The following is a 21,410-nucleotide window of genomic DNA, read 5'->3' as shown; positions in this document are numbered from 1 at the left end:
GGGAGACGCGCATGAAGAAGATGGCAGGCGTTTTGGCAGTGGCCATGGGGCTCGCGGTGATGGTGCCCGCGGGTTTCGCGGCCGAGCCGATCACGGGCCGCTGGGTGACGGCGGAGAAGGACGCGGTGGTGGCGATCGCCCCTTGCGGGAAGGCGCTGTGCGGGCGGATCGAGAAATTCCTCGTCCCCCCGCCGCAGGGCAACGACCAGCGCGACGTCAACAACCCCGACGCGGCCAAGCGCAGCCGCAAGCTGCTGGGCATTTCCATCCTCACCGGCCTCGTCGCCGATGGCGATGTGTGGAGCGGGAAGGTCTATGATCCCAAGAAGGGCAAGACCTACACCGCCTATGTGCGCCGCAAGCCCGACGGGACGCTCGAGATGAAGGGCTGCGTCGGGCCGTTCTGCCAGTCGCAGGTTTGGAAACGCGCGGGGTAAAGCGAATTCGTCATCCCGGACTTGATCCGGGATCGGGTTCGATATGCTCCCACGTCGGATTGTCGCTCTCGATCAGTTCGATCTTCCATTGCCGGTGCCAGTTCTTGAGCTGCTTTTCGCGCCAGATCGCCTCTTCGATCGAGGGGTACGATTCGGCACGCACAAGCTTGTCGAGGCCGTATTTGCGCACGAAGGCCGAGCCCAGCCCGTTGCGGTGCTGCCAGATGCGCTGAACGATATCGGCAGTCACCCCGATATAGAGCACCCCGCGCGGCTTGTTGGTCAGGATGTAGACCCAGCCACCGCGCATTCTCAGCGCCCGGACGTGAGCGGTCCCGGATCAAGTCCGGGACGACGGAGTTTCCTCGCCAGCGCCTCCGCCGCCTGCTTGGGCGTGAGCTTGCCCGCATCCTCGCGGTCGACGGCGAAGTTCGCCTCGCGCATCGCCTCTACGCTGATCGCGCCCAGCAGCGGCTGGAGCGCGGCGGCGACGCCGGGGTCGTCGGCGATCCGCGGCGAGAGCAACAGCAGCGCGTCATAACCCGGCAGCGCGCCCTTGGGGTCGGCGAGCACCACCAGCCTGTCGGCCGCGATCCGCCCGTCCGAGGTATAGGCGCTGATCACGTCCGCCTCGCCCGATCTGAGGGCATCATACATGAAGGTCGGCGCGAAATTGCGGGTCTTCCCGAAGCGCAGGCCATAGGCGTCGCGCACCGCGAGCCATTCGGGCCGCTCGAAGAATTCGGGATCGCCGCCCACGGTGAGGCTCCCGCCCTTGCCGACCAGATCGGAAAGGCTGGTGACGCCCAACTCCCGCGCCCGGTCAGGCCGCATCGCGAAGGCATAGGCGTTCTCGAACCCCAGCCGCCCGAGCACCTTCACGCCGTAAGTCTCGGCTTCCCACGCGCGGATCGTCTCATACATCGCCTCGCGTCCGGGGTTGTCGGCGCGCTTGAGGAAATTGGCCCAGATCGTGCCCGTATAGTCGACCGAGATGTCGACGCTCGAATTGGCCACCGCCGAATGCACCGCCGCGCTCCCTAGCCCGTCGCGATATTCGACCCGGTAGCCGGCCGCCTCCAGCCGCGAACCGATCAGCTGGGCGAGGATATATTGCTCGGAGAATTGCTTGGCGGCGATGACGATAGGGCGCTCCTCACTGTCGGGGCGCTGGCCCCACAGCGCGGCGAGGATACCGAGGACGACGATCGCCATCCCGCCATAAGTCATCCAGCGCTTGCGCCTCGCGAGGCCGACCTCGATCACCCACAACAGGTTGTCCGCCGCCAGCGCCAGCCCCGCGCTCGCCAGGCACCCGGCGAGCACCAGCGCCCAGTTCTGGGTCTGGAGGCCCGCGAAGATCGGATCGCCGAGGCTCGGCTGGCCGATTGTGGTGGCCAGCGTCGCCGCGCCGATGGTCCACACGCTCGCGGTGCGGATGCCGGCCATGATGAAGGGGGCCGACAAGGGCGCCTCGACCAGCACCAGCTTCTGCCACTTGGTCATGCCGACGCCGTCGGCGGCCTCAAGCACGCCCTCGTCGAGGTTCGCCTGCGCGGTGACGGCGTTCCTGAGGATCGGCAGCAACGCATAGAGCGTCAGCGCCATCAGCGCGGGGAGGAAGCCGAGGGTCGGCAGCCCCTCGCCGAAGACCGTGCGCAAGGACAGCAGCAGCGGGAAGAACAGCGCCAGCAGCGCCAGCGCAGGGATGGTCTGGACGAGGCTCGCAAGGCTGAGCGCGAGCCGCGAGACGATCCGCGAGCGCCCCGCCCACACCGCCAGCGGCAGGGCGATCAGCATGGCGAGGCCGATCGCGCTCGCCGCCAGCACCACGTGCGCGGCCAGCTTGTCGCCGAGGCCGGGGAGGATGTCCCAGATCTCGTGCATCAGCCGCGCCCCTCGCCCCGCAGTTCCATCGCGGCGAGGCGCTCTGCCTGTTCGCGCGGGACGCTGACGAGCCGCTGCGCCACCGCGCCGCCCTCGCCCGCTAGCAGCGCTTGCGGCGTGGCGTCGGCCACCATCGCGCCCTTGTCCATCACCACCACGCGGTCGGCCAGCAGCAGCGCCTCGGCCATGTCGTGGGTGACCATCACCGTGGTGAGGCCGAGCCGCTCGTGCAACTCGCGCACCTTGCGGCCCAGCGCGTCGCGGGTGACGGGGTCGAGCGCGCCGAAGGGCTCGTCCATGATGAGCAGCTCCGGCTCCCCCGCCAGCGCGCGCGCCACGCCCACGCGCTGGCGCTGCCCGCCGCTGAGCTCGTCGGGCATGCGCGTGGCATAGGCGGGATCGAGCTCGACCAGTTCGAGCAATTCGGCAATCCGCTCCCGCGCCAGCTTCTCGCCGGCGAGGCGCGGGCCGATGGCGATGTTCTCGGCGACCGAGAAATGCGGGAACAGGCCGATGCCCTGGAACACATAGCCGACCCGGCGGCGCAGGCGGGCAGGGGGCAGTTCGCTCACATCCTCGCCGCCAAACAGCACCCGGCCCCCCGTGGGCATCACGAGCGTGTTGACCGTCTTCAGGAGCGTCGACTTGCCCGATCCCGAGGCGCCGACCATCGCCACGAAGCAGCCCTTGGCGATCTCGCAGGTGACGCCGCCGACGGCCGTGACCTCGCCAAAGCGGCAGATGACCCCGTCGAAGCGGAGCAGGGGCGGCGCGGTTTCCATTCCTTTCTCGATTAGCGATTGTCGCCGCGCTACGCCAGCGCGAGCGATTGGCCTTTGCCCGATGGCTTGCTATGCGGCGCATCAGAACAATCATTGCCCGGTGAGGAACGATTCATGCGCGCGACCCCCGATTTCGACTTCCAGCTCGGTGAAGCCGCCGAGATGATCCGCGACACCACCGCGCGCTTCGCCGACGAGCAGATCGCCCCCCTCGCCGAACGCACCGACCGCGAGGACCGTTTTCCGCGCGAGCTGTGGGAGCCGATGGGCGCGCTGGGCCTCCACGGCATCACGGTCGAGGAGGAATGGGGCGGGCTGGGGCTCGGCTATCTCGAGCATGTGATCGCGGTCGAGGAAGTCTCGCGGGCCAGCGCCTCGGTGGGCCTCAGCTATGGCGCGCATTCCAACCTCTGCCTCAACCAGATCCGCCGCTGGGGGAATGACGAGCAGAAGGCGAAATATCTCCCCAAGCTGATCTCGGGCGAGCATGTCGGCAGCCTCGCCATGTCCGAAGCGGGCGCGGGGTCGGACGTGGTGTCGATGAAGCTGAAGGCCGATGCCGTTCAGGGCGGATATGTGCTGAACGGCACCAAGTTCTGGATCACCAACGCTCCCGAGGCCGATACGCTGGTGGTCTATGCCAAGACCGACGGCCACGCCGGATCGCGCGGCATCACCGCCTTCCTGATCGAGAAGGGCGACGAGGGCTTCTCCATCGGCCAGAAGATCAGCAAGGTCGGCATGAAGGGCTCCCCCACCGCCGAGCTGGTGTTCAACGACTGCTTCGTCCCCGAAGACCGCATCATGGGGCCGCTGAACGGCGGAGTCGGCGTGCTGATGAGCGGGCTCGATTACGAGCGCGTGGTGCTCGCCGGATTGCAGCTCGGCATCATGCAGGCGTGCCTCGACACGGTGATCCCCTACCTGCGCGAGCGCAAGCAGTTCGGAAAGCCGATTGGCTCGTTCCAGCTGATGCAGGCCAAGGTCGCCGACATGTATGTCGCCCTGCAATCGGCCCGCGCCTACACCTATGCGGTGGCGAAGGCCTGCGACGCCGGGCAGACAACGCGATTCGATGCGGCAGGGGTGATCCTGTTGGCGAGCGAGAACGCCTTCAAGGTCGCCGCCGAAAGCGTGCAGGCGCTGGGCGGCGCGGGCTACACCACCGACTGGCCGGTCGAACGCTACATGCGCGACGCCAAGCTGCTGGATATTGGCGCGGGGACGAACGAGATCCGGCGTATGCTGATCGGGCGCGAATTGATCGGGGCGGCGGGGTGAGCGCCGCGACCCGGCCCGCCCTGCTGGCAGCGGCGCTGCTCCTCGCGGCAACGCCAGCCCTCGCCCAATCCGCACCTGGAGGAGCGCCCGCCATGCCGGCTGAACTCGACGACAAGACCTATGCCGAAATCATCCGGCTGACCGATGAGGGGCAGGCGCTGTTCGACGCAGGCAAGCTCGACGAGGCGCGCAAGCTGTTCATGCAGGCGTGGATGCTCATACCCGAACCGCAGAGCGAGTGGGAGGCGACCACCTGGCTCGCCGCCGCAATCGGGGATATCGACTTCCTCAAGGGCCGCTACGCCGATGCGCGCCAGACGCTGCAATTCGCGATGATCTGTCCGGGCGGGCTCGGCAATCCCTTCCTCCACCTGCGTCTCGGTCAGAGCCAGTATGAACTGGGCGAGTTCGACCGCGCGGCGGACGAGCTGATGCGGGCCTACATGGGCGCAGGCGAGGACATCTTCGCGGATCAAGACCCCAAATACCGCGCCTTTCTGGCGACCCGCGCCAAGCTGGACTGAAGAGACCACCACCGGAGACCCCGCATGACCCCCGACGAAGACTACGTCTATGACGAGGCGAGCGGCGAGTGGCTGCCGGCGTCCGAGCTCGCGGCCCAACGCGCCGCGGAGGATGCCGTCGAGGTGCGCGACGCGGTCGGCAACCTGCTCGCCGATGGCGATGCGGTGACGGTGATCAAGGATCTCGAGGTCAAGGGCGCAGGACAGACGCTCAAGCAGGGCACGCTGATCAAGTCGATCCGCCTGACCGGCGACGCGCAGGAGATCGACTGCAAGTATCCCGGCATCAAGGGCCTGGTGCTCAGGGCCGAATTCGTGCGCAAGCGGTGAGGGAGAGCAAACCGGATGTCGCAGGCTGACCCGCATGATCTTGCCGTCTTGCTCGGGCTCGAAGTCTTCGACTTCGGTCCCCTGGCCGCGCTCTATCGGCCCGTCGAGGCCGGTGCATGGAAACTGCTGATCGGTGCGAATACCCCGTCCCGCGGCTATTGGAGCGGGATGAAAATGGTGCGTGCCATGCCGGGGCTGGTCCGCGGCACCGAGACATGGATGTCGCTCACGCCGCTCGAGTATGAAAGCCAGATTCTCGGCGTCGAGGCGGCCGAGGGCCATGTTGTGATCATGGGCCTCGGCATGGGCTGGGTCGCGGCCGAAACGGCGCTGCGCGATGGCGTCTCCATGGTCACCATCGTCGAGCGCGACCCGGAGGTGATCGCGCTCCACCGCGAACTCGATCTGTTCGCGCGGCTGCCCGGTGGCGCGGGCAAGAAGGTTCGGATCGTGCAAGGCGATGCTTTCGCGTGGTGGCCGGATGAGCCGGTCGATCTGCTGATGCCCGACATCTGGCTCGGACTGGTCGAGGGCGACCGCGTGCCCGAAGTGCGGCGGATGCAGGACAATGTCGGGGCACAGGCGGTCTATTTCTGGGGCCAGGAGCTGGAGATCGCCCGCCACGCCGCCGCCGCGGGGCGCAGGCTCGATGCGGGCGGCGTGGAGGCCACGGTGCGCGCCTTTGCGCTGCCTTTGGTCATCCCCGAGCGTGCCGACTATCCCGGCATGATCGAAGCCGCTGCCCGGCAATGGATGCGCGGCCGCTGGTTCGCGCCCGAACACGCCGCGATTCTGGACGCGCCGCCGCTTGGCTAGAGGTCTTGGCCTTGGCGCGCGGCGCGGTTAGGGCGGAACGCAGGAGAGACCATGACCGCACCTGTTCTGACGTCGAAACTCGACCGCGAGGCACCCGAGGCCAAGGCCCGTTTCGCGCACAACCACGCCCTCGCGCAGGAACTCCGCGCCCGGGTCGCCGAGGCCGCGCTGGGCGGGCCGGAGAAGCATCGTGAGCGGCATGTGTCGCGCGGCAAGCTGCTCCCGCGCGAGCGGGTGGAGCGGCTGCTCGACCCGGGCTCGCCTTTCCTCGAGGTGGGGCAGCTCGCGGCGAACGGGATGTACGAGGGCGACGTCAACGGCGCCTCGATCATCACCGGGGTGGGGCGCGTTGCGGGCCGGCAGTGCATGATCGTGTGCAACGATGCGACCGTGAAGGGCGGCACCTACTACCCGATGACGGTCAAGAAGCACCTGCGGGCGCAGGAGATCGCGCAGGAGAACCGCCTGCCGTGCATCTATCTGGTGGACTCCGGCGGGGCGAACCTGCCGCATCAGGCTGAGGTCTTCCCGGACCGCGACCACTTCGGCCGGATCTTCTTCAATCAGGCCAATATGAGCGCGCTCGGCATCCCGCAGATCGCCTGCGTCATGGGGAGCTGCACGGCGGGCGGAGCCTACGTCCCCGCCATGTCCGACGAGACGGTGATCGTCCGCAACCAGGGCACGATCTTCCTCGCCGGCCCCCCGCTGGTGAAGGCGGCGACCGGTGAGGAGATCACCGCCGAGGACCTCGGCGGCGGCGACCTCCATGCCAAAAAGAGCGGCGTGGTCGACCACCTCGCCGAGAACGACGAGCACGCGCTCACCATCGTGCGCGATATCGTCAGCCACCTCGGGGCAAACACCGGCGCGGCGAAGGACGTGGCGCTTAAAGACCCGCGCCCGCCGAAGTTCGACGCCGAAGACCTCTACGCCCTCATACCCGAGGACGTGCGCGCGCCCTATGACGTCAAGGAAGTGATCGCGCGGCTCGTCGATGCTTCCGAGTTCCACGAGTTCAAGGCGCATTACGGCAGCACCCTCGTGTGCGGCTTTGCGCATATCTGGGGGATGCCCGTCGCGATCCTCGCCAACAACGGCGTGCTGTTTTCGGAAAGCGCGCAGAAGGGCGCGCATTTCATCGAGCTCGCCTGCCAGCGGCGCATTCCGCTGCTGTTCCTCCAGAACATCAGCGGCTTCATGGTCGGCGGGAAGTACGAGGCGGAAGGCATCGCCAAGCACGGGGCGAAGCTCGTCACCGCCGTGGCGACCGCGACCGTGCCCAAGGTCACCGTGGTGATCGGCGGCAGCTTTGGGGCGGGGAACTACGGGATGTGCGGCCGCGCCTACAGCCCCCGCTTCCTGTTCACCTGGCCCAACGCCCGCATCTCGGTGATGGGCGGCGAGCAGGCCGCCTCCGTGCTGGCCACCGTCCACCGCGACGCCGAGAGCTGGACGCCCGAACAGGCCGAGGCCTTCAAGGCGCCCATCCGCCAGAAATACGAGGACGAGGGCAACCCCTACTACGCCACCGCCCGCCTGTGGGACGACGGTGTGGTCGACCCGGCGCAGACCCGCGATGTGCTGGGGCTGGCGTTCGCGGCGTGTCTTGAGGCGCCGATTGCAGAGGTGCCCCGCTTCGGGGTGTTTCGGATGTGAGGAAAGAATGGATAGACAACAAGTTGCCGCCCACCTCGCTGATGTCTTGCTAACCAGTTTTCAAATGCAAACTGCGTTTAAACTTAAAACTCAAAGAGGCACGGGAACTTGCTTTCTCTATGGAAATGAGAACGGCGTATTTCATGTCACTGCCCGCCACCTGATCGATCAAACGCATGTAGGTGAATTCGTGTATTTTGCACAGGGTGACACATGGATTCCAACGGAGGTTTCAGCAATTTTCATGCCAAACAATGGCCATGACATTGCCGCCTTCGTAACTACATCTCGATGGAATGTTGGTTCAAAATTTGACACGAAATGCAGTCTTTATCCGGGGCAGCCTGTCAAATTCTTGGGTTTTCCCCATGGACTGAACTCCAATTATCCGTCACAAAACGGCTTTTCAACACCATTAGTCAGATCAGCCCACTTTAGTGGCATTATTCAGCACGGTGGACTTACTCTGACTGTTTTAGATGGTTTCAATAATCCGGGTTATTCCGGTGGGCCCGTTTATTCATGTGGGGACGATGGCCGGCCGGCTTTCTTCGGTATTATTTCGAGCTATCGATATGAGACTGAGAGTCACAGTCTTGTCTACAAAAAGAATGAGCAAGGCGAGTATGAGCCCCTCCAAGATTACATTGTCAGGCCAAACAGTGGCATGATTTATATGACGGGAAGAAAGGAGTGTGACGATTTGTTCATGCAAGTTGATCAATTTCAACCCACTTAGCCAATGGTGTAGCGCTGGCTCACTCCTGCACGCATTTGCCCTGAAACCCTCCCCCGCCCCCTTGCGTAGCTAACCCATGTTGGGCCACAAGCACTTCAAGCCTTTTGGGAGAGGCCAGGGACATTGCCGCATATGCCGACCGCCGCCGCGCACACCCGTGCGCCCTCGATCCTTTCGCGCATCGTGCGCCGCATCATCCTCGCGATCTGGTACATCCGGGGGTGGAAGATCGAGGACCCGCTGCCCAAGCACCTGAAGAAATTCGTGCTCGCGGGTGCGCCGCATACCTCCAACTGGGACTTCGTGTTCTTCACCGGCGCGACCCATGAAGAGGGCATTCGCCCCAACTTCATGGGCAAGCACACGCTGTTCCAGTGGCCGATGACTCGCTTCATGCTCGACATGGGCGGCATCCCCGTCGACCGCCGCAGCCGGTTGAACGCCACCGAGCAGGTCGCCGCCGAATTCGAGCGCCGCGACGAACTCGCGCTGGTGATCGCCTGCGAGGGCACGCGCAAGACCGATGGCAAGTGGAAGTCGGGCTTCTACCACATCGCCCGCGCGGCGAACGTGCCGATCGTCCCCGCCTTTGCCGACAACGTGAAGAAGCGCATCAGCTTCGGCCCGCCGATGATCCCGACCGGTAATTACGGCGAGGACCTCTTGAAGATCGCCGAGTGGTTCCGCTCCAAGCTCCCCGATTACGAGCGCTTCAAGGTGCTGGAACAACAGGCGCGCGACATCATTGCGGGCAAGAACGATGTTTGAACTCCTTGCCGTCAATGCCGCGATCCTGCTGGCGCTGGTGCTGATCCAGTGGGCGATCAGCGTGAAGATCGACGACGTCAGCTTCATCGACGCCTTCTGGGGCGCCGGCATGGGCATTCTTGCCGTGGCAAGCTGGCTGCATGTGCCGGGCGGGCCGGGCGCTCTGGCGACGCTGATCATGGCGATGACGGCGGCCTGGGGCTTCCGGCTCGGCATCTACCTCTTCCTGCGCTGGCGCAAGGAGGGCGAGGACAAGCGCTACAAGCTGATCCTCAAGAAGGCGCGCGAGAAGGGCCAGTTCGCCCGCGCCGCGCTCACCAATGTGTGGCTGATGCAGGCGGTGCTGCTGTTCATGGTCTCCTCGCCCGCGCAGGTCGGCATCCTCGCCAGCCCCGAGCCCGCCCCGATCCCGCCGCTGGCATGGGCGGGCTTTGCCCTGTGGTGCGTCGGCGTGTTCTTCGAATGGGTCGGCGACTGGCAGCTCACCCGCTTCAAGGCCGATCCGGCGAACCACGGCAAGGTGCTCGACACCGGGCTGTGGCGCTACACCCGCCACCCCAACTATTTCGGCGACTTCGCCGCGTGGTGGGGCATCTGGCTCGCCTGTGCCGCGGCCGGTTGGGAATATGCCGCAGCGACCGTGATCGGCCCGCTGTTCCTCAGCTTCACCCTCACCAAGTGGTCGGGCGTCACCCTGCTCGAGAAGGGTTTGGACAAGTCCAAGGGCGACAAATACGCGGACTACAAGCGCCGCACCTCGGCCTTCTTCCCGCTGCCGCCCCGGAACTGAAACGGCCGTCAGCCGTCTCGCCCACATGACCTTTCCCTTGCTGCGTCGCACAAAAATCGACGAGCGGCCCTTTAAGCCCGCTCGCGGTTGGCCTATGTTGGCCCCCGCGCGAGGAGGCGTTGACGACATGGCACTGACCGAAACCGCCCGGGAAGCGGAGCGCGAGCGGATCGCGCGCCATGTGCTCGACCTCGTCAAGGAGCGCGGGTCTGAAGTGCCGTGGACCGTCGCGATGGCCGAAAGCGGGCTGACCCGCGCGCGCTTCGAGGCGCTGTTTGCCGATTACGACGACCTGTTCGATGCGGTCGCGCAGACCTGGCTTGCCCCGCAGCTGGCGGTGATGGAGGAGGTGCTCTCGAGCAACCTTCCCCCGCAGCGCAAGATGTACGAATTCTTCCGCCGCCGCTTCGTGATCGCGCAGGCCCGGTTCCGTGAAGACCCGCAGTTCTTCACCGTTCTGTGCGAGATGGGCGCGGCCAATTTCGAGCGTGTGCGGTCCTATGTCGACCTTGCCGACCACTATCTGTGCGAGCTGATCGCCGAGGCGCAGGCCGAGGGTTTCTTCGCCGGGCTCGAGATCGACGAGGCGCTCTCGCTGATCAACCAGATGATCAGCAATTACACCCTGCCCGACGCGCTGATCTATCTCGGCGACAAGCTGTCGGAGCAGAAGCTGGCGCGGATCGTCGACACGATGTTCATCGGGCTGTCGGGCGAGGCCGGGGCCGATGCGGCGGGGCTGAACACGCTCAAGGTAGCGTCCTGAGCCGTTACACGGCGGGAAAATCGGCGCTTTCCTACTTGCGGTGGGGGTGACAGGATCGCCCCATGACCTCAGCGATTCCTCTCCTTCCCGACCCCTCCGGCAGGGCGTGCGGGAAGGGAGAGAATTTCGCCTCTGGACAGTGTCTCATGTGTCTCCAACAGCGGCCCACCATGCGGCTGCGGGATCGGCGGGCCCCCGCGCGCCGCGGCGCTGGAGGCCATCGAACAGCCCGCCTTCCAGCGCCATGGTGGCGGGCACGGTGCGGTTCCAGTCCATCACGTAGAGCCGCTCGGCGATCAGCCAGCGGCCCTCGCGCCTCGCCAGCGTGTCGAGGTAGCGGCCGCCGACGGTCAGCTCCGCCTCGCCTTCGGGGGCGGGGAGGATGTGGAGCGCGACGCAGTTGGTCTCGGCCTTGGCGGTGTCGTCGGTGATGCGGATCACGGTGTTGGTGATGTTGTGCTGGGTCAGGCGCATGGCGCCGAGGCCCGCCATCAGGCCGGGGATGACCTCGGCGATCGGACGCGCGCCGTCGCCGTAGTCGATCAGCGCGTCGGGGGTGAAGGCGGCGGCGAGCTGCTCGGCATCGCAACGGTCGATCCCGCGGCAGTAGAGCGCGAGGGTCTCGGCGATGGCGAGGCGGTCGGCGAGTTCGGTGGTGTCCATGGCGCGGCAGGCTACTCCGGCGCGAGCCCCGGGGGGACTGCCGAAAGCGTCAGCGGCGCTTGAACTGGAGGACGTTGGCGGGGAGCTTCCTCGGCGGCGGGCCGCGGCGCTTGTCGGCGAGGGCATAGCGCAGGGAGAAGATGAACATCGCGGCCGAAGTGAGCAGGATCGCGCCCGCCCAGAACCAGTAGGGCAGCAGCAGCACCGCGGCGATCGCCCCGGTGTCCGACAGCTGCGTCTGCCCCTCGATCACGATCTGCTCGGTGAGGAAGTAGCGCCACGCGCCGAACACGCTCCACGCGGCGGTGAGGCCGAGGAACTGGAGGGTGAAGCGCTGGAAGCCTCCGCTAGCGCGCCATGCGACGAGGCCGAGCACCGCAGCGGCCACCGGCAGCGCCCACCAGCCGGTCGCCGAGCGGACCCAGATGACGGTGCTGGCGAGGATCGCGGCGACCATCGCCCACAGCACCGGACGCCACGCGCGCGGGTGGGCGCTGGCGACGATCAGCGCGGAGCCGACGACGCTCGGCGCCAGCGGGCCGCCCGCAGCGATCGCCGCCTGCACCAGCCGCGATGCCTCGCCGCTGACGAGGTACTCGGCAAAGCCCGAGCCGTCGGGCAGCAGCACCAGCCGCTCGAACGACTGGCCGAGCATGGCTGCGGTGAGGCCGTGGCCCATCTCGTGGAACCATGTGGTGAGGATGAAGAAGGGATAGGCGATGAGGTCGCCGAAGGGCAGCACCGGGAGCAGCGAGACGACGAAGCCCGCCAGCACCAGCCGGCCGATTGCCTCGCCCTTGGAGCCGGGGGTGACGAGCGAGGACATGCGCGCGCTCAGCCCGCTGCCGCTTCGGGGGTGTGTCCCGATGCGTCGACCCGGACCCCGCCGCCGTCGCTCAGCGCGGCCTCCTCGTCCTCTTCGCGCTGTTCGCGCAGGATCGACCAGCTGGCGAGGAACAGCCCGGCCACCAGCGGCCCGAGGACGATGCCGGAGAAGCCGACGAGGGTGATGCCGCCCAGTGTCGAGACGAGGATGATCCAGTCGGGAATGCCGGTGTCGCGGCCGACCAGGATCGGGCGCAGCACGTTGTCGGCAGACGAGATGATGAAGAAGCCGACCGCCAGCACGAAGATGCCCTGCCATGTCGCGCCGGTGACGAGCAGGTACAGCCCCGCCGGCAGCCACACCGCGCCCGCGCCGATCACCGGCACCAGCGCGAAGAACACCGTCACCACGCCGAACAGCAGCGCGGAAGGGACGCCCGCGATCACCAGCGTGATCCAGCTCAAGGCGCCCTGCACCAGCGCGACGACGCCGGTGCCCTTGATCGTGGCGCGCACGATGCCGAGGAAGCGCTCGGCCAGCCGGTCGGCGATGGCGCGCTCGACCGGCACGGCGCACAGCACGGTGCGCCCGATCCGCTCGCCATCGCGCAGCAGGAAGAACATCACGTACAGCGCGACGCCGAGGGACAGGAAGAAACTCAGCGCCTCGCTGCCGATCGACACGGCCTGGGTGGCGATCATCCCGGCGCTTTCGGCCAGCAGTTCCTGCAGCCGGGTCTGCACCATGGCGATGTCGGCCCAGCCGCTGCGGTCGACCGCGTCGCGCGCAAACTGGGGGAGGGCGGTGTAGAACGTGTCGAACCACGCGGCGAGATCGAGCGGCTGCTTCTGGAGCGTCGTCACCAGCATGATCGCCTGCTCGGCCACCATCGCCGCGATCCAGGCGGCGGGGATCAGGACGACGATGAAGATGATCAGCAGGCTGAGCCCGGCCGCCGGATTGCGCCGCCCGCGCAGCCGCTTGAGAACATAGCGGTAGAGCGGCTGGAACATGATCGCCGCCAGCGCCGCCCACAGCAAGGGCTGGGCGAAGGGATAGACGATCACCGCCATCAGCAGGCTGACCACCGCGAGGATGATCAGGAAGCTCGCCTGTTGCAGGTCCTCGGTGCGGGTGGGATGGGCGGCCATGGGGTCCTTCGGCGGATCAGACGTCGAGGTTGGCGACGTTCAAGGCGTTATCTTGGATAAACTCGCGCCGCGGTTCGACGATGTCGCCCATCAGGCGGGTGAAGATCTCGTCGGTCACGTCGGCATCCTCGACCTTCACCTGCAGCAGCACGCGGGCTTCGGGATCGAGGGTTGTCTCCCACAATTGTTCCGCGTTCATTTCACCCAGCCCCTTGTAGCGGCTGATCGACAGCCCCTTGCGACCGGCGGCGAAGATTGCCTCGAGCAGCTGGCTCGGGCGGCTGATCGTGCCGTCGAAGGTGGCGGCGGGTGCAGGGGCGGCCTCCTCGGCCTCGCCGGCGAGCGGATCGTCGGCGGCGGGAGCCACCTCGGGTTCGGGCTCTTCGGCCTCGGCCCCGGCACGGACCAGCTTGACCGGATCGGTATAGGCCTCGGCCTGCGCGGCGGCGAGGCCGTGGAGCTTGTGCGCTTCGGTGCTGGAGAGGAAGCGCGCCTCGATCTCGTGCACGTCTTTGACGCCGCGCCACAGGCGCTCGAACACCACGGTGCCGTCCTCGCGCTGGCTGGCAGACCAGCGCGCCTCGCGGTCGCCTGCGCCCAGACGCCCGGCGGCGCGGCCCAGCGCGGCGGCAAGCGCCTCACCCGCCAGACCCGGCTCGAGCGCGCCGACCAGCGCCATCTGTTCGATGATCCCGCCGTCGTAGCGGCGCGGCACGAAGGCGAGGAGGTTCTTCAGCCGCAGCGCGCCATCGACCAGCGCGCGCAATTCCTCCGCCCCGCGGGTGCCGCCCGAGGTCTCCAGCACCCGGCCCTGAAGCCCGGCATCGACCAGATAGCGATCGAGCGCGGCCTGATCCTTGAGGTAGACCTCGCTGCGCCCCTTGGCGACCTTGAACAGCGGCGGCTGGGCGATGAACAGGTGCCCGGCCTTGATGATCTCTGGCATCTGGCGGTGGAAGAAGGTCAGCAGCAGGGTGCGGATATGCGCGCCGTCCACGTCGGCGTCGGTCATGATGACGATCTTGTGGTAGCGCAGCTTCTCGAGGTTGAACTCGTCGCGGATGCCGGTGCCCATCGCCTGGATCAGCGTGCCGACTTCCTTGGAGGAGATGATCCGGTCGAACCGCGCACGCTCGACATTGAGGATCTTGCCCTTGAGCGGCAGGATCGCCTGGGTCTTGCGGTCACGCCCCTGCTTGGCCGAGCCGCCTGCGGAATCGCCCTCGACCAGAAACAGTTCGGACTTGGCGGGGTCACGCTCCTGACAATCGGCCAGCTTGCCCGGCAGGCTGGCGACACTCATCGCCCCCTTGCGGCTCATCTCGCGCGCACGGCGGGCGGCCTCGCGGGCGGCGGCGGCGTCGATCACCTTCTGGATGATGGCGCGCGCGTCATTGGGGTTTTCCTCCAGCCACTCGGTCATCTTCTCGCTCATCAGGGTTTCGAGCGGCGAGCGGACTTCGGAGCTGACCAGCTTGTCCTTGGTCTGGCTGGAGAATTTCGGGTCCGGCAGCTTGACGCTGACGATGGCGGTGAGGCCTTCGCGCATGTCCTCGCCCGAGAGGCTGACCTTCTCCTTCTTCAGCATCCCCGAGCGCTCGGCGTAGTTGTTGAGCGTGCGGGTCAGCGCGGTGCGGAATGCTGCGAGGTGCGTGCCGCCATCGCGCTGGGGGATGTTGTTGGTGAAGGCGAGGACGTTCTCGTAATAGCTGTCGTTCCATTCGAGCGCGACGTCGATCCCGATCCCGTCCTTCTCGGCGCTGACCGCGATCGGCTCGGGAATCAGCGGCTGCTTGTTGCGGTCCAGGTATTTGACGAAGGCCGCGATGCCGCCCTCGTAATAGAGATCGTGCTCGAGCTTCTCCTCGTGCCGCAGGTCGCGCAGCTTGATGCGCACGCCCGAGTTGAGGAAGGCGAGCTCACGGTAACGGTGCTCGAGCTTTTCGAAATCGAACTCGGTCACGTTCTTGAAGGTGTCGTGGCTCGCCTTGAAGGTGACGCGGGTGCCCTTCTTGAAGCCGTTCGGGTCGGCGTTGCGCTCGGACCTGGGGGCATCGCCCACGACCTTGAGCGGGGCGACGGCATCGCCATGCTCGAAGCGCATCCAATGCTCCTGCCCCTCGCGCCAGATCGTCAATTCCAGCCATTCGCTGAGCGCGTTGACCACCGACACGCCGACGCCGTGGAGCCCGCCCGAGACCTTGTAGGCGTTGTCGTCCGAGGTGTTCTCGAACTTCCCGCCCGCGTGAAGCTGGGTCATGATGACTTCGGCCGCCGAAACGCCTTCTTCGGCGTGCATTCCGGTGGGGATACCGCGGCCGTTGTCTTCCACGGAGACGCTGCCATCGGGGTTCAGCTCGATCAGAACGAGGTCGCAATGCCCCGCCAGCGCCTCGTCGATCGCGTTGTCGCTGACTTCGAACACCATGTGGTGCAGGCCAGAGCCGTCGTCGGTGTCGCCGATATACATGCCCGGCCGCTTGCGGACAGCGTCGAGGCCCTTCAGAACCTTGATGGAATCCGCGCCATATTCGTTGGCGTTGGGCACTTTTTGCGGGGTCTGATTGGTGTTGTCGTCCATGGCCCAGCATATAGGGGCTTGGGCGGCGAAACCCAACTGCGGGAGGCCCCCGAGGCCTGCTTTTCCACGGGAGTTGGAGAGGGTTCGACGGGCGCCCTAGAAGGCGGGGCGGAAATGCACCTTGCCGCGCCACATGGTGGCGTCGAACAGGCCCATCATGCCTTGCCGCGAGGCCTCGTCGAACTGGGTCGCGTGGCACATCGCGGCGGCCTTGGCGGCGGCGAGATCGGCGGGGGTGTAGCGCACGGCTTCGGTGAGCAGCGCCGGATCGGTCTCGGCCCAGCCGGCCATCTGCGGCACCTTGGGCAAGGAGCCGGCCGGGATGCCGACATAGAGCAGCCGCGCGCGATATTGGTTGGCCAGCGATTGCAGCGCCATGGTCACCTGCGCGCTCACCATGCGGTGGTCGGCATGGCCATAGCCGCCGTCCGGGCCCCAGGTCAGCACCAGCTGCGGGTCGGTCTCGACATAGGCCTTCGCGAACTGGTCGATGAACCGCAAGGCGGGCGACTTGGGCGCCTGCGGGGTTTCGGCCAGCGTGCCGTCACCCAGCCCTTCGAGGAACCGCGCCTGCGCGCCCAGCGCGTTGGCCGAACATTGCGCCTCCGCCCGGCGGATTGCGCCGAGCTGGGCCCCGCGCGCAAAGTCGGTCACGCCCGGCCCCTGATCGCCGACAGTCGCAAAGATGATCGTCACCTTGGCACCCTGCCGCGCCAGTGCGGCGATGGCGGGGGCCATGAACAGCTCGTCATCCGGGTGCGCGACCACCACCAGCACATTCTGCGTCGGTTCCGCCTTTGCGGCGGCGGGGCTCGCGGCCAGCGCGGCGAGCACGGCGGCGACGGTAGTGCTGCGGATCATGTCTCTCTCCCTCGGCCCGCTTCCTGCCACTTGTGCGAGGCGCTTTGCAATTCCTTGCGCCCGCCCGCCTGCCGATTATGCATGGCTTCATGAGCCAAGAGACGATGATGAACCGCCTTGCCGAGCCCTTCGGCAGCTTCCCCGAAATCCTGATGGAATGGAGCCGCCTCAAGGGCGACGACCTCGCGCTGGTGGACGAGCGGCGCGAGGTCTACTGGGCCGAGCTGGTCGGGCTGGTCGAACGGCTGGCGGCGCGGCTGGTGGAGACGGGGCTCCAGCGCGGGCAGGCGGTGGCCATCCTCGGGACGTCGACAGTGGAATATGCACTGGTGTTCCTCGCTGCTGTGCGTGCAGGCGGCGTGGCCGCGCCGCTCACCACCAGCGCCTCGCGCGAGCAGCTTGAAGGCATGGCGCGGGATTCGGGCGCGGCCCACCTGTTCATCGACGCCGCCAAGGCCGCCGAGCTGGGGCCGGATTTCATGGCTGACCTCCAGCGCGTGCCGCTGGAGAGCATCGACCAGTGGATGGCCCCTCCCGGCAGCCGCGCGCCCGACTTCGCGCCCGAGCCCGGCGATCCGTTCAACATCATCTATTCCTCGGGCACCACGGGCATCCCCAAGGGCATCGTCCATTCGCACCGGATGCGCTGGCGGCAATTCGCGCCGACCGCCCTTTCCTACCTCGGCGCGGGGATCGACGTCCGCTCGCTCGCCTCGACCCCGCTCTATTCGAACACCACCATGGTCGCCTTCCTGCCGGTTCTGCTGGCCGGCGGCTGCGTGCGGGTGATGGGGAAGTTCGACTGCGGCAAGTGGCTCGGCTTTGCTGAGGCCGATCGCACGACCATCACCATGCTGGTGCCGGTGCAATACCAACGGCTGATGGATTTCGCGGGCTTCGACGATTTCGACCTGTCGAGCCTCAAGCTCAAATACTGCACCTCAGCGCCCTTCTCCGCCGAGCTCAAGCGCGAGGTGCTGCGCCGGATGCCGGGGGGTCTTATCGAGATCTACTCGATGACCGAGGGCGGCGTCGTCTGCCTGCTGCCGTGTCACGAATTCCCCGACAAGCTCCACACCGTCGGCCGCCCCGCACCGGGGAGCGAGCTGAAGGTATTGGACGACGCGGACCGCGAAGTGCCCCCCGGCACCCCCGGCAACCTCGTCGGCCGCAGCCTCACCATGATGAGTGGCTACCAGAACCAGCCCGAGAAGACCCGCGAAGGCTACTGGACCGATCCCGAGGGCGGGGTGTGGCAGCGGATGGGCGATATCGGGCGCGTGGATGCCGAGGGCTTCGTCGAACTGGTCGGCCGTGCCAAGGACATGATCATCTCGGGCGGGTTCAACATCTACCCCTCCGACCTCGAGGCCGAATTGGCGAAGGAGCCCGGCGTGGTCGAGGCCGCCGTGGTCGGCGTCCCCTCGCGCGCCTGGGGGGAGACGCCGGTGGGGTTCGTGGTGCTGAAGGACGGCGCTGCCGACACGGGCGCGATCATGGCGGCGGTCAACACGCGGCTCGGCAAGACCCAGCGCCTCGCCGCGCTCCACGCCATTGCCGAAATGCCGCGCAGTCATATCGGCAAGCTGCTCAAGACCGAGCTTCGCGAGGAAGCGGTGCGATTGGGCGGCACCGATTAGAAACAGCTCGGCCCGGCTCCTCGGATGAGGGGCCGGGCCGGTCGATAGGCTTGCGCCTGCTTGCTGGCGTCAGACGATGAACGTGTTGAACGCGGTGCCGCTGAGCGCAACGGCGAGCAGCAGGGCGACGGCCTTTTCGCTGATCATGGTCATGGTTCTGGTTCCCTGTTCTGTTGTGGTTGGGGTGGCCCGGACGATCAGGGGGGAGAGGGAGCGCTCGGGCCGAGCACGATATAGAAACGGGCGCGCAACTTTCAATCTTAAGTGCGACTGAAAATAATTCATCACCGCAATCGAAAAAGACATTGATCGGGGCGCGTAGCGTGGATGCAGGCAGCTCGAGACGCGGCCACCTGTTCAGGGGGGGGAGTGCGGTGGCCGCGTCTCTTTCGCTGCATGCCGGGCGCTGGGCCGGGCAATGACCGGTGGGGAAGGCCCAGCAGGGGGAGAGCTGGCCAGTCCCTTCCAGTCGGCAGGCGGGCGGGGGGAACCGTGTTCGGCTCCCTCGTCGCCGGGCGATGCTTCCGGGTCGGATCAGCGCTTGGATGGAGAGGAGGCCACGCGCCGCATCGCTCGAGGGGCCAAGTGGGATTGGCGCGGCGCTATTTCAAATGAGAAAACACCAAGGCAAGTTGCGCCAAACGCAACTTATTAAGGTGCATGACATGCAAACGGCCGCCGGATCGCTCCGACGGCCGCCTGTGATTTCAACGATGTAAGCGCGCTCAGTTGGCGGCGACTTCGCGCCCGCTGCGCTGCTGCAGCGCAGCAACCCGCTCGACTTCGGCGAGGGCGGCGACGCGCGCATCGGCGACGCACTTGCGGTCGAGAGCGCGGCGGTTGTGGGCGTAACGCGCGGCGGCCGGGTTGACGCAGGCCTTCTTGAGGCGCGCATCGATCCGCGCTTCGAGCGCGGCGCGGCCCTCGGCGGTGGTCACGTCGACATCGCCGTAAGCGATCTTGACGGTGACGACATTCTCGGCCGCTGCAGGAGCGGCGAGTGCGGCGAGAGCGAGCAGGGGAAGAGTGAAACGCATGTGACGAACTCCGAACGAGAGGGGGTTTCGAAGGAATGTGATGCCGCTGTCCGGCATTCGGTTGCTGTTTGAAACTCTGGTGCAGTGCACAAGAGTTATGTGCAAATGCGAAATGCGCGAAATTGGTTCCAAAGATTGCAAGCGGAAATGAAGGGTTTTCCGGGAACCAGCTGATTCAACGATGCTCTTTTCCTGTTGCACCGCAAAATCGCGGGGCCTCGCGCGCGGGGTGCTGGACAGCGGGGGGCGCGCTCCTTAATCCGCCGCCATGAGCGCGCACACCCTTGGCGGCGAGTCCGCCGTCTCCGACTCGATTCTCATCGTCGACTTCGGCTCGCAGGTCACCCAGCTGATCGCCCGCCGGGTGCGCGAGGCGGGGGTCTATTCCGAGATCGCCCCCTTCACCCAGGCCGAGGCCGCCTTTCACCGGATGCAGCCGAAGGGGATTATCCTCTCAGGTTCGCCCGCAGGTGTGCCTGACGAGGGTTCCCCCCGCGCGCCGCAATTGCTGTTCGAGGCGGGGGTGCCGATCCTCGGTATCTGCTATGGGCAGCAGGTGATGACCCACCAGCTGGGCGGCGAGGTCCGGCCCGGCCACGAGACCGGCGAAGGCGGCGAATTCGGCCGCGCCTTCCTCACCGTCACCGCCGAATGCGCGCTGTTCGACGGCCTCTGGGAGGTCGGCGAGCGGCACCAGGTGTGGATGAGCCACGGCGACAAGGTGACGCAGTTCGCCCCCGGCTTCGAGATCGTCGCCACCTCCGACGGCGCGCCCTTCGCGGTAATCGCCGACGAGGCGCGCAAGTTCTACGGCACCCAGTTCCACCCCGAGGTGGTCCACACCCCGGACGGCGCGCGCCTGATCGCCAATTTCGTGCGCCACGTCTGCGGCCTTGCGGGCGACTGGACCATGGCCGAGTTCCGCCAGACCAAGATCGCGGAGATCCGCGCGCAGGTGGGCGACAAGCGGGTGATCTGCGGCCTCAGCGGCGGCGTCGACTCCGCCGTCGCCGCGGTGCTGATCCACGAGGCGATCGGCGACCAGCTCACCTGCGTCTTCGTCGACCACGGCCTGATGCGCATGAACGAGGCCGAGCAGGTCGTGACCCTGTTCCGCGACCATTACAACATCCCGCTCGTCCACGTGGAGGCGGAGAACCTGTTCCTCGATGGCCTTGCCGGCCTCACCGACCCCGAGGCCAAGCGCAAGTTCATCGGCAAGACCTTCATCGACGTGTTCGAGGCCGAGGCCAAGAAGGTCGGCGGGGCGGACTTCCTCGCGCAGGGGACGCTCTATCCCGACGTGATCGAGTCCGTCTCCTTCACCGGCGGGCCGAGCGTCACGATCAAGAGCCACCACAATGTCGGCGGCCTGCCCGAGCGCATGAACATGGCGCTGGTCGAGCCGCTGCGCGAGCTGTTCAAGGACGAGGTCCGCGATCTCGGCCGCGAGCTGGGCCTGCCCGACGCCTTCGTCGGCCGCCACCCCTTCCCCGGCCCGGGCCTCGCGATCCGCATCCCCGGCGAAGTCACCAAGGAGCGCTGCGACATCCTCAGGAAGGCCGACGCGGTCTATCTCGAGGAAATCCGCAACGCCGGGCTCTACGACGCGATCTGGCAGGCCTTCGCGGTGCTGCTGCCGGTCAAGACGGTGGGCGTGATGGGCGATGGGCGCACCTACGATTCGGTCTGCGCCCTGCGCGCGGTGACCTCGACCGACGGGATGACCGCGGACGTCTTCCCCTTCGACGCCGGCTTCCTCACCCGCGTCGCAACCCGGATCGTCAACGAGGTCAAGGGCATCAACCGGGTGGTGTATGACTATACGTCGAAGCCCCCGGGGACGATCGAGTGGGAGTGAGGCGCGGCTAG

At 66.7% G+C, this 21,410-nt stretch carries 22 protein-coding genes; 12 read left to right on the top strand and 10 right to left on the bottom strand.

Annotation, left to right across the window (positions count from 1 at the left end; genetic code table 11):
* Positions 1 to 11: 11 nt before the first annotated feature.
* The gene (locus AX708_RS11380) at positions 12 to 437 is read left to right on the top strand and encodes a DUF2147 domain-containing protein (RefSeq protein ID WP_066526594.1); all 426 of its coding nucleotides are present in this window, start codon (positions 12 to 14) and stop codon (positions 435 to 437) included.
* Positions 438 to 447: 10 nt separating this feature from the next.
* Here the strand turns inward: AX708_RS11380 and AX708_RS11375 are convergent, their stop codons facing one another.
* Genes AX708_RS11375 through AX708_RS11365 form a run of 3 tightly spaced genes read right to left on the bottom strand, consistent with a single transcriptional unit; the run spans position 448 to position 3,106 of the window.
* Positions 448 to 747 carry a GIY-YIG nuclease family protein gene (locus AX708_RS11375; RefSeq protein ID WP_066526592.1) on the bottom strand — a complete coding sequence of 100 codons (300 nt, stop codon included), beginning with the start codon at positions 745 to 747 and terminating at the stop codon, positions 448 to 450.
* 2 nt (positions 748 to 749) lie between these two features.
* Entirely contained in the window at positions 750 to 2,324 is a 1,575-nt protein-coding gene (locus AX708_RS11370) for an ABC transporter permease/substrate-binding protein (RefSeq protein WP_066526589.1), read from the bottom strand.
* Positions 2,324 to 3,106 (bottom strand): ATP-binding cassette domain-containing protein, encoded by a 783-nt coding sequence (locus AX708_RS11365; protein WP_066526586.1) that lies wholly within the window; start codon positions 3,104 to 3,106, stop codon positions 2,324 to 2,326. The genes AX708_RS11370 and AX708_RS11365 overlap by 1 nt, the downstream gene beginning before the upstream one ends.
* A gap of 114 nt (positions 3,107 to 3,220) precedes the next feature.
* Here AX708_RS11365 and AX708_RS11360 point away from each other — a divergent pair, with 114 nt between their 5' ends.
* The 9 genes from AX708_RS11360 (at position 3,221) to AX708_RS11325 (ending at position 10,779) form a co-directional block, all read left to right on the top strand.
* Positions 3,221 to 4,387: an isovaleryl-CoA dehydrogenase gene (locus AX708_RS11360; RefSeq protein ID WP_066526584.1), complete on the top strand. Its 1,167-nt coding sequence runs from the start codon at positions 3,221 to 3,223 to the stop codon at positions 4,385 to 4,387.
* A 92-nt stretch (positions 4,388 to 4,479) separates the two neighbouring features.
* Positions 4,480 to 4,911: a tol-pal system YbgF family protein gene (locus tag AX708_RS11355; protein ID WP_066526582.1), complete on the top strand. Its 432-nt coding sequence runs from the start codon at positions 4,480 to 4,482 to the stop codon at positions 4,909 to 4,911.
* Positions 4,912 to 4,935: 24 nt separating this feature from the next.
* Positions 4,936 to 5,241 carry an alkylphosphonate utilization protein gene (locus AX708_RS11350; RefSeq protein WP_066526580.1) on the top strand — a complete coding sequence of 102 codons (306 nt, stop codon included), beginning with the start codon at positions 4,936 to 4,938 and terminating at the stop codon, positions 5,239 to 5,241.
* A gap of 15 nt (positions 5,242 to 5,256) precedes the next feature.
* Complete coding sequence (locus AX708_RS11345) at positions 5,257 to 6,057, top strand: hypothetical protein (RefSeq protein ID WP_066526577.1); 801 nt, start codon at positions 5,257 to 5,259, stop codon at positions 6,055 to 6,057.
* Between the two features lie 51 nt (positions 6,058 to 6,108).
* Positions 6,109 to 7,716, top strand: coding sequence for a carboxyl transferase domain-containing protein (locus AX708_RS11340; RefSeq protein ID WP_067490142.1), 1,608 nt, complete (start codon positions 6,109 to 6,111; stop codon positions 7,714 to 7,716).
* 7 nt (positions 7,717 to 7,723) lie between these two features.
* Entirely contained in the window at positions 7,724 to 8,455 is a 732-nt protein-coding gene (locus tag AX708_RS20490) for a serine protease (RefSeq protein ID WP_156443415.1), read from the top strand.
* 132 nt (positions 8,456 to 8,587) lie between these two features.
* On the top strand, positions 8,588 to 9,223 hold the full coding sequence (locus AX708_RS11335) for a lysophospholipid acyltransferase family protein (protein ID WP_066530281.1): 636 nt from the start codon (positions 8,588 to 8,590) through the stop codon (positions 9,221 to 9,223).
* Positions 9,216 to 10,013, top strand: a complete 798-nt coding sequence (locus tag AX708_RS11330; protein WP_066530283.1) for a DUF1295 domain-containing protein — start codon at positions 9,216 to 9,218, stop codon at positions 10,011 to 10,013. The genes AX708_RS11335 and AX708_RS11330 overlap by 8 nt, the downstream gene beginning before the upstream one ends.
* Before the next feature lie 127 nt (positions 10,014 to 10,140).
* On the top strand, positions 10,141 to 10,779 hold the full coding sequence (locus AX708_RS11325; RefSeq protein WP_066530284.1) for a hypothetical protein: 639 nt from the start codon (positions 10,141 to 10,143) through the stop codon (positions 10,777 to 10,779).
* 144 nt (positions 10,780 to 10,923) lie between these two features.
* Here the strand turns inward: AX708_RS11325 and AX708_RS11320 are convergent, their stop codons facing one another.
* The 5 genes from AX708_RS11320 to AX708_RS11300 all read right to left on the bottom strand — a co-directional run bounded on the left by AX708_RS11320 (position 10,924) and on the right by AX708_RS11300 (position 16,861).
* Complete coding sequence (locus AX708_RS11320; RefSeq protein WP_066530287.1) at positions 10,924 to 11,442, bottom strand: nuclear transport factor 2 family protein; 519 nt, start codon at positions 11,440 to 11,442, stop codon at positions 10,924 to 10,926.
* A 49-nt stretch (positions 11,443 to 11,491) separates the two neighbouring features.
* Positions 11,492 to 12,268, bottom strand: coding sequence for a M50 family metallopeptidase (locus AX708_RS11315; protein WP_066530290.1), 777 nt, complete (start codon positions 12,266 to 12,268; stop codon positions 11,492 to 11,494).
* 8 nt (positions 12,269 to 12,276) lie between these two features.
* Entirely contained in the window at positions 12,277 to 13,419 is a 1,143-nt protein-coding gene (locus AX708_RS11310; protein ID WP_066530292.1) for an AI-2E family transporter, read from the bottom strand.
* Positions 13,420 to 13,435: 16 nt separating this feature from the next.
* Positions 13,436 to 16,000 (bottom strand): DNA topoisomerase (ATP-hydrolyzing) subunit B, encoded by a 2,565-nt coding sequence (gene gyrB / locus AX708_RS11305; protein WP_066530294.1) that lies wholly within the window; start codon positions 15,998 to 16,000, stop codon positions 13,436 to 13,438.
* A gap of 96 nt (positions 16,001 to 16,096) precedes the next feature.
* Positions 16,097 to 16,861, bottom strand: coding sequence for a PIG-L family deacetylase (locus AX708_RS11300; RefSeq protein ID WP_066530296.1), 765 nt, complete (start codon positions 16,859 to 16,861; stop codon positions 16,097 to 16,099).
* An 89-nt stretch (positions 16,862 to 16,950) separates the two neighbouring features.
* Here AX708_RS11300 and AX708_RS11295 point away from each other — a divergent pair, with 89 nt between their 5' ends.
* The gene (locus AX708_RS11295; protein ID WP_066530400.1) at positions 16,951 to 18,501 is read left to right on the top strand and encodes a class I adenylate-forming enzyme family protein; all 1,551 of its coding nucleotides are present in this window, start codon (positions 16,951 to 16,953) and stop codon (positions 18,499 to 18,501) included.
* Positions 18,502 to 18,570: 69 nt separating this feature from the next.
* Here the strand turns inward: AX708_RS11295 and AX708_RS20485 are convergent, their stop codons facing one another.
* Positions 18,571 to 18,807, bottom strand: a complete 237-nt coding sequence (locus AX708_RS20485) for a hypothetical protein (RefSeq protein ID WP_156443416.1) — start codon at positions 18,805 to 18,807, stop codon at positions 18,571 to 18,573.
* A gap of 419 nt (positions 18,808 to 19,226) precedes the next feature.
* Positions 19,227 to 19,538, bottom strand: coding sequence for a UrcA family protein (locus AX708_RS11290; RefSeq protein ID WP_066530298.1), 312 nt, complete (start codon positions 19,536 to 19,538; stop codon positions 19,227 to 19,229).
* Positions 19,539 to 19,806: 268 nt separating this feature from the next.
* Between AX708_RS11290 and guaA the strand changes: the two genes are divergently transcribed.
* A complete protein-coding gene (guaA, locus tag AX708_RS11285) occupies positions 19,807 to 21,399 on the top strand; it encodes a glutamine-hydrolyzing GMP synthase (RefSeq protein ID WP_066530301.1) in 1,593 nt (530 codons plus the stop codon).
* Positions 21,400 to 21,410: the final 11 nt, after the last annotated feature.

Source organism: Erythrobacter sp. CCH5-A1 (assembly GCF_001557115.1).
In the GTDB taxonomy this organism is placed as follows: Bacteria; Pseudomonadota; Alphaproteobacteria; order Sphingomonadales; family Sphingomonadaceae; genus Erythrobacter.
The sequence above is the reverse complement of the archived record's forward strand: the minus strand, read 5'-3'. Positions and strand labels throughout refer to the sequence as shown.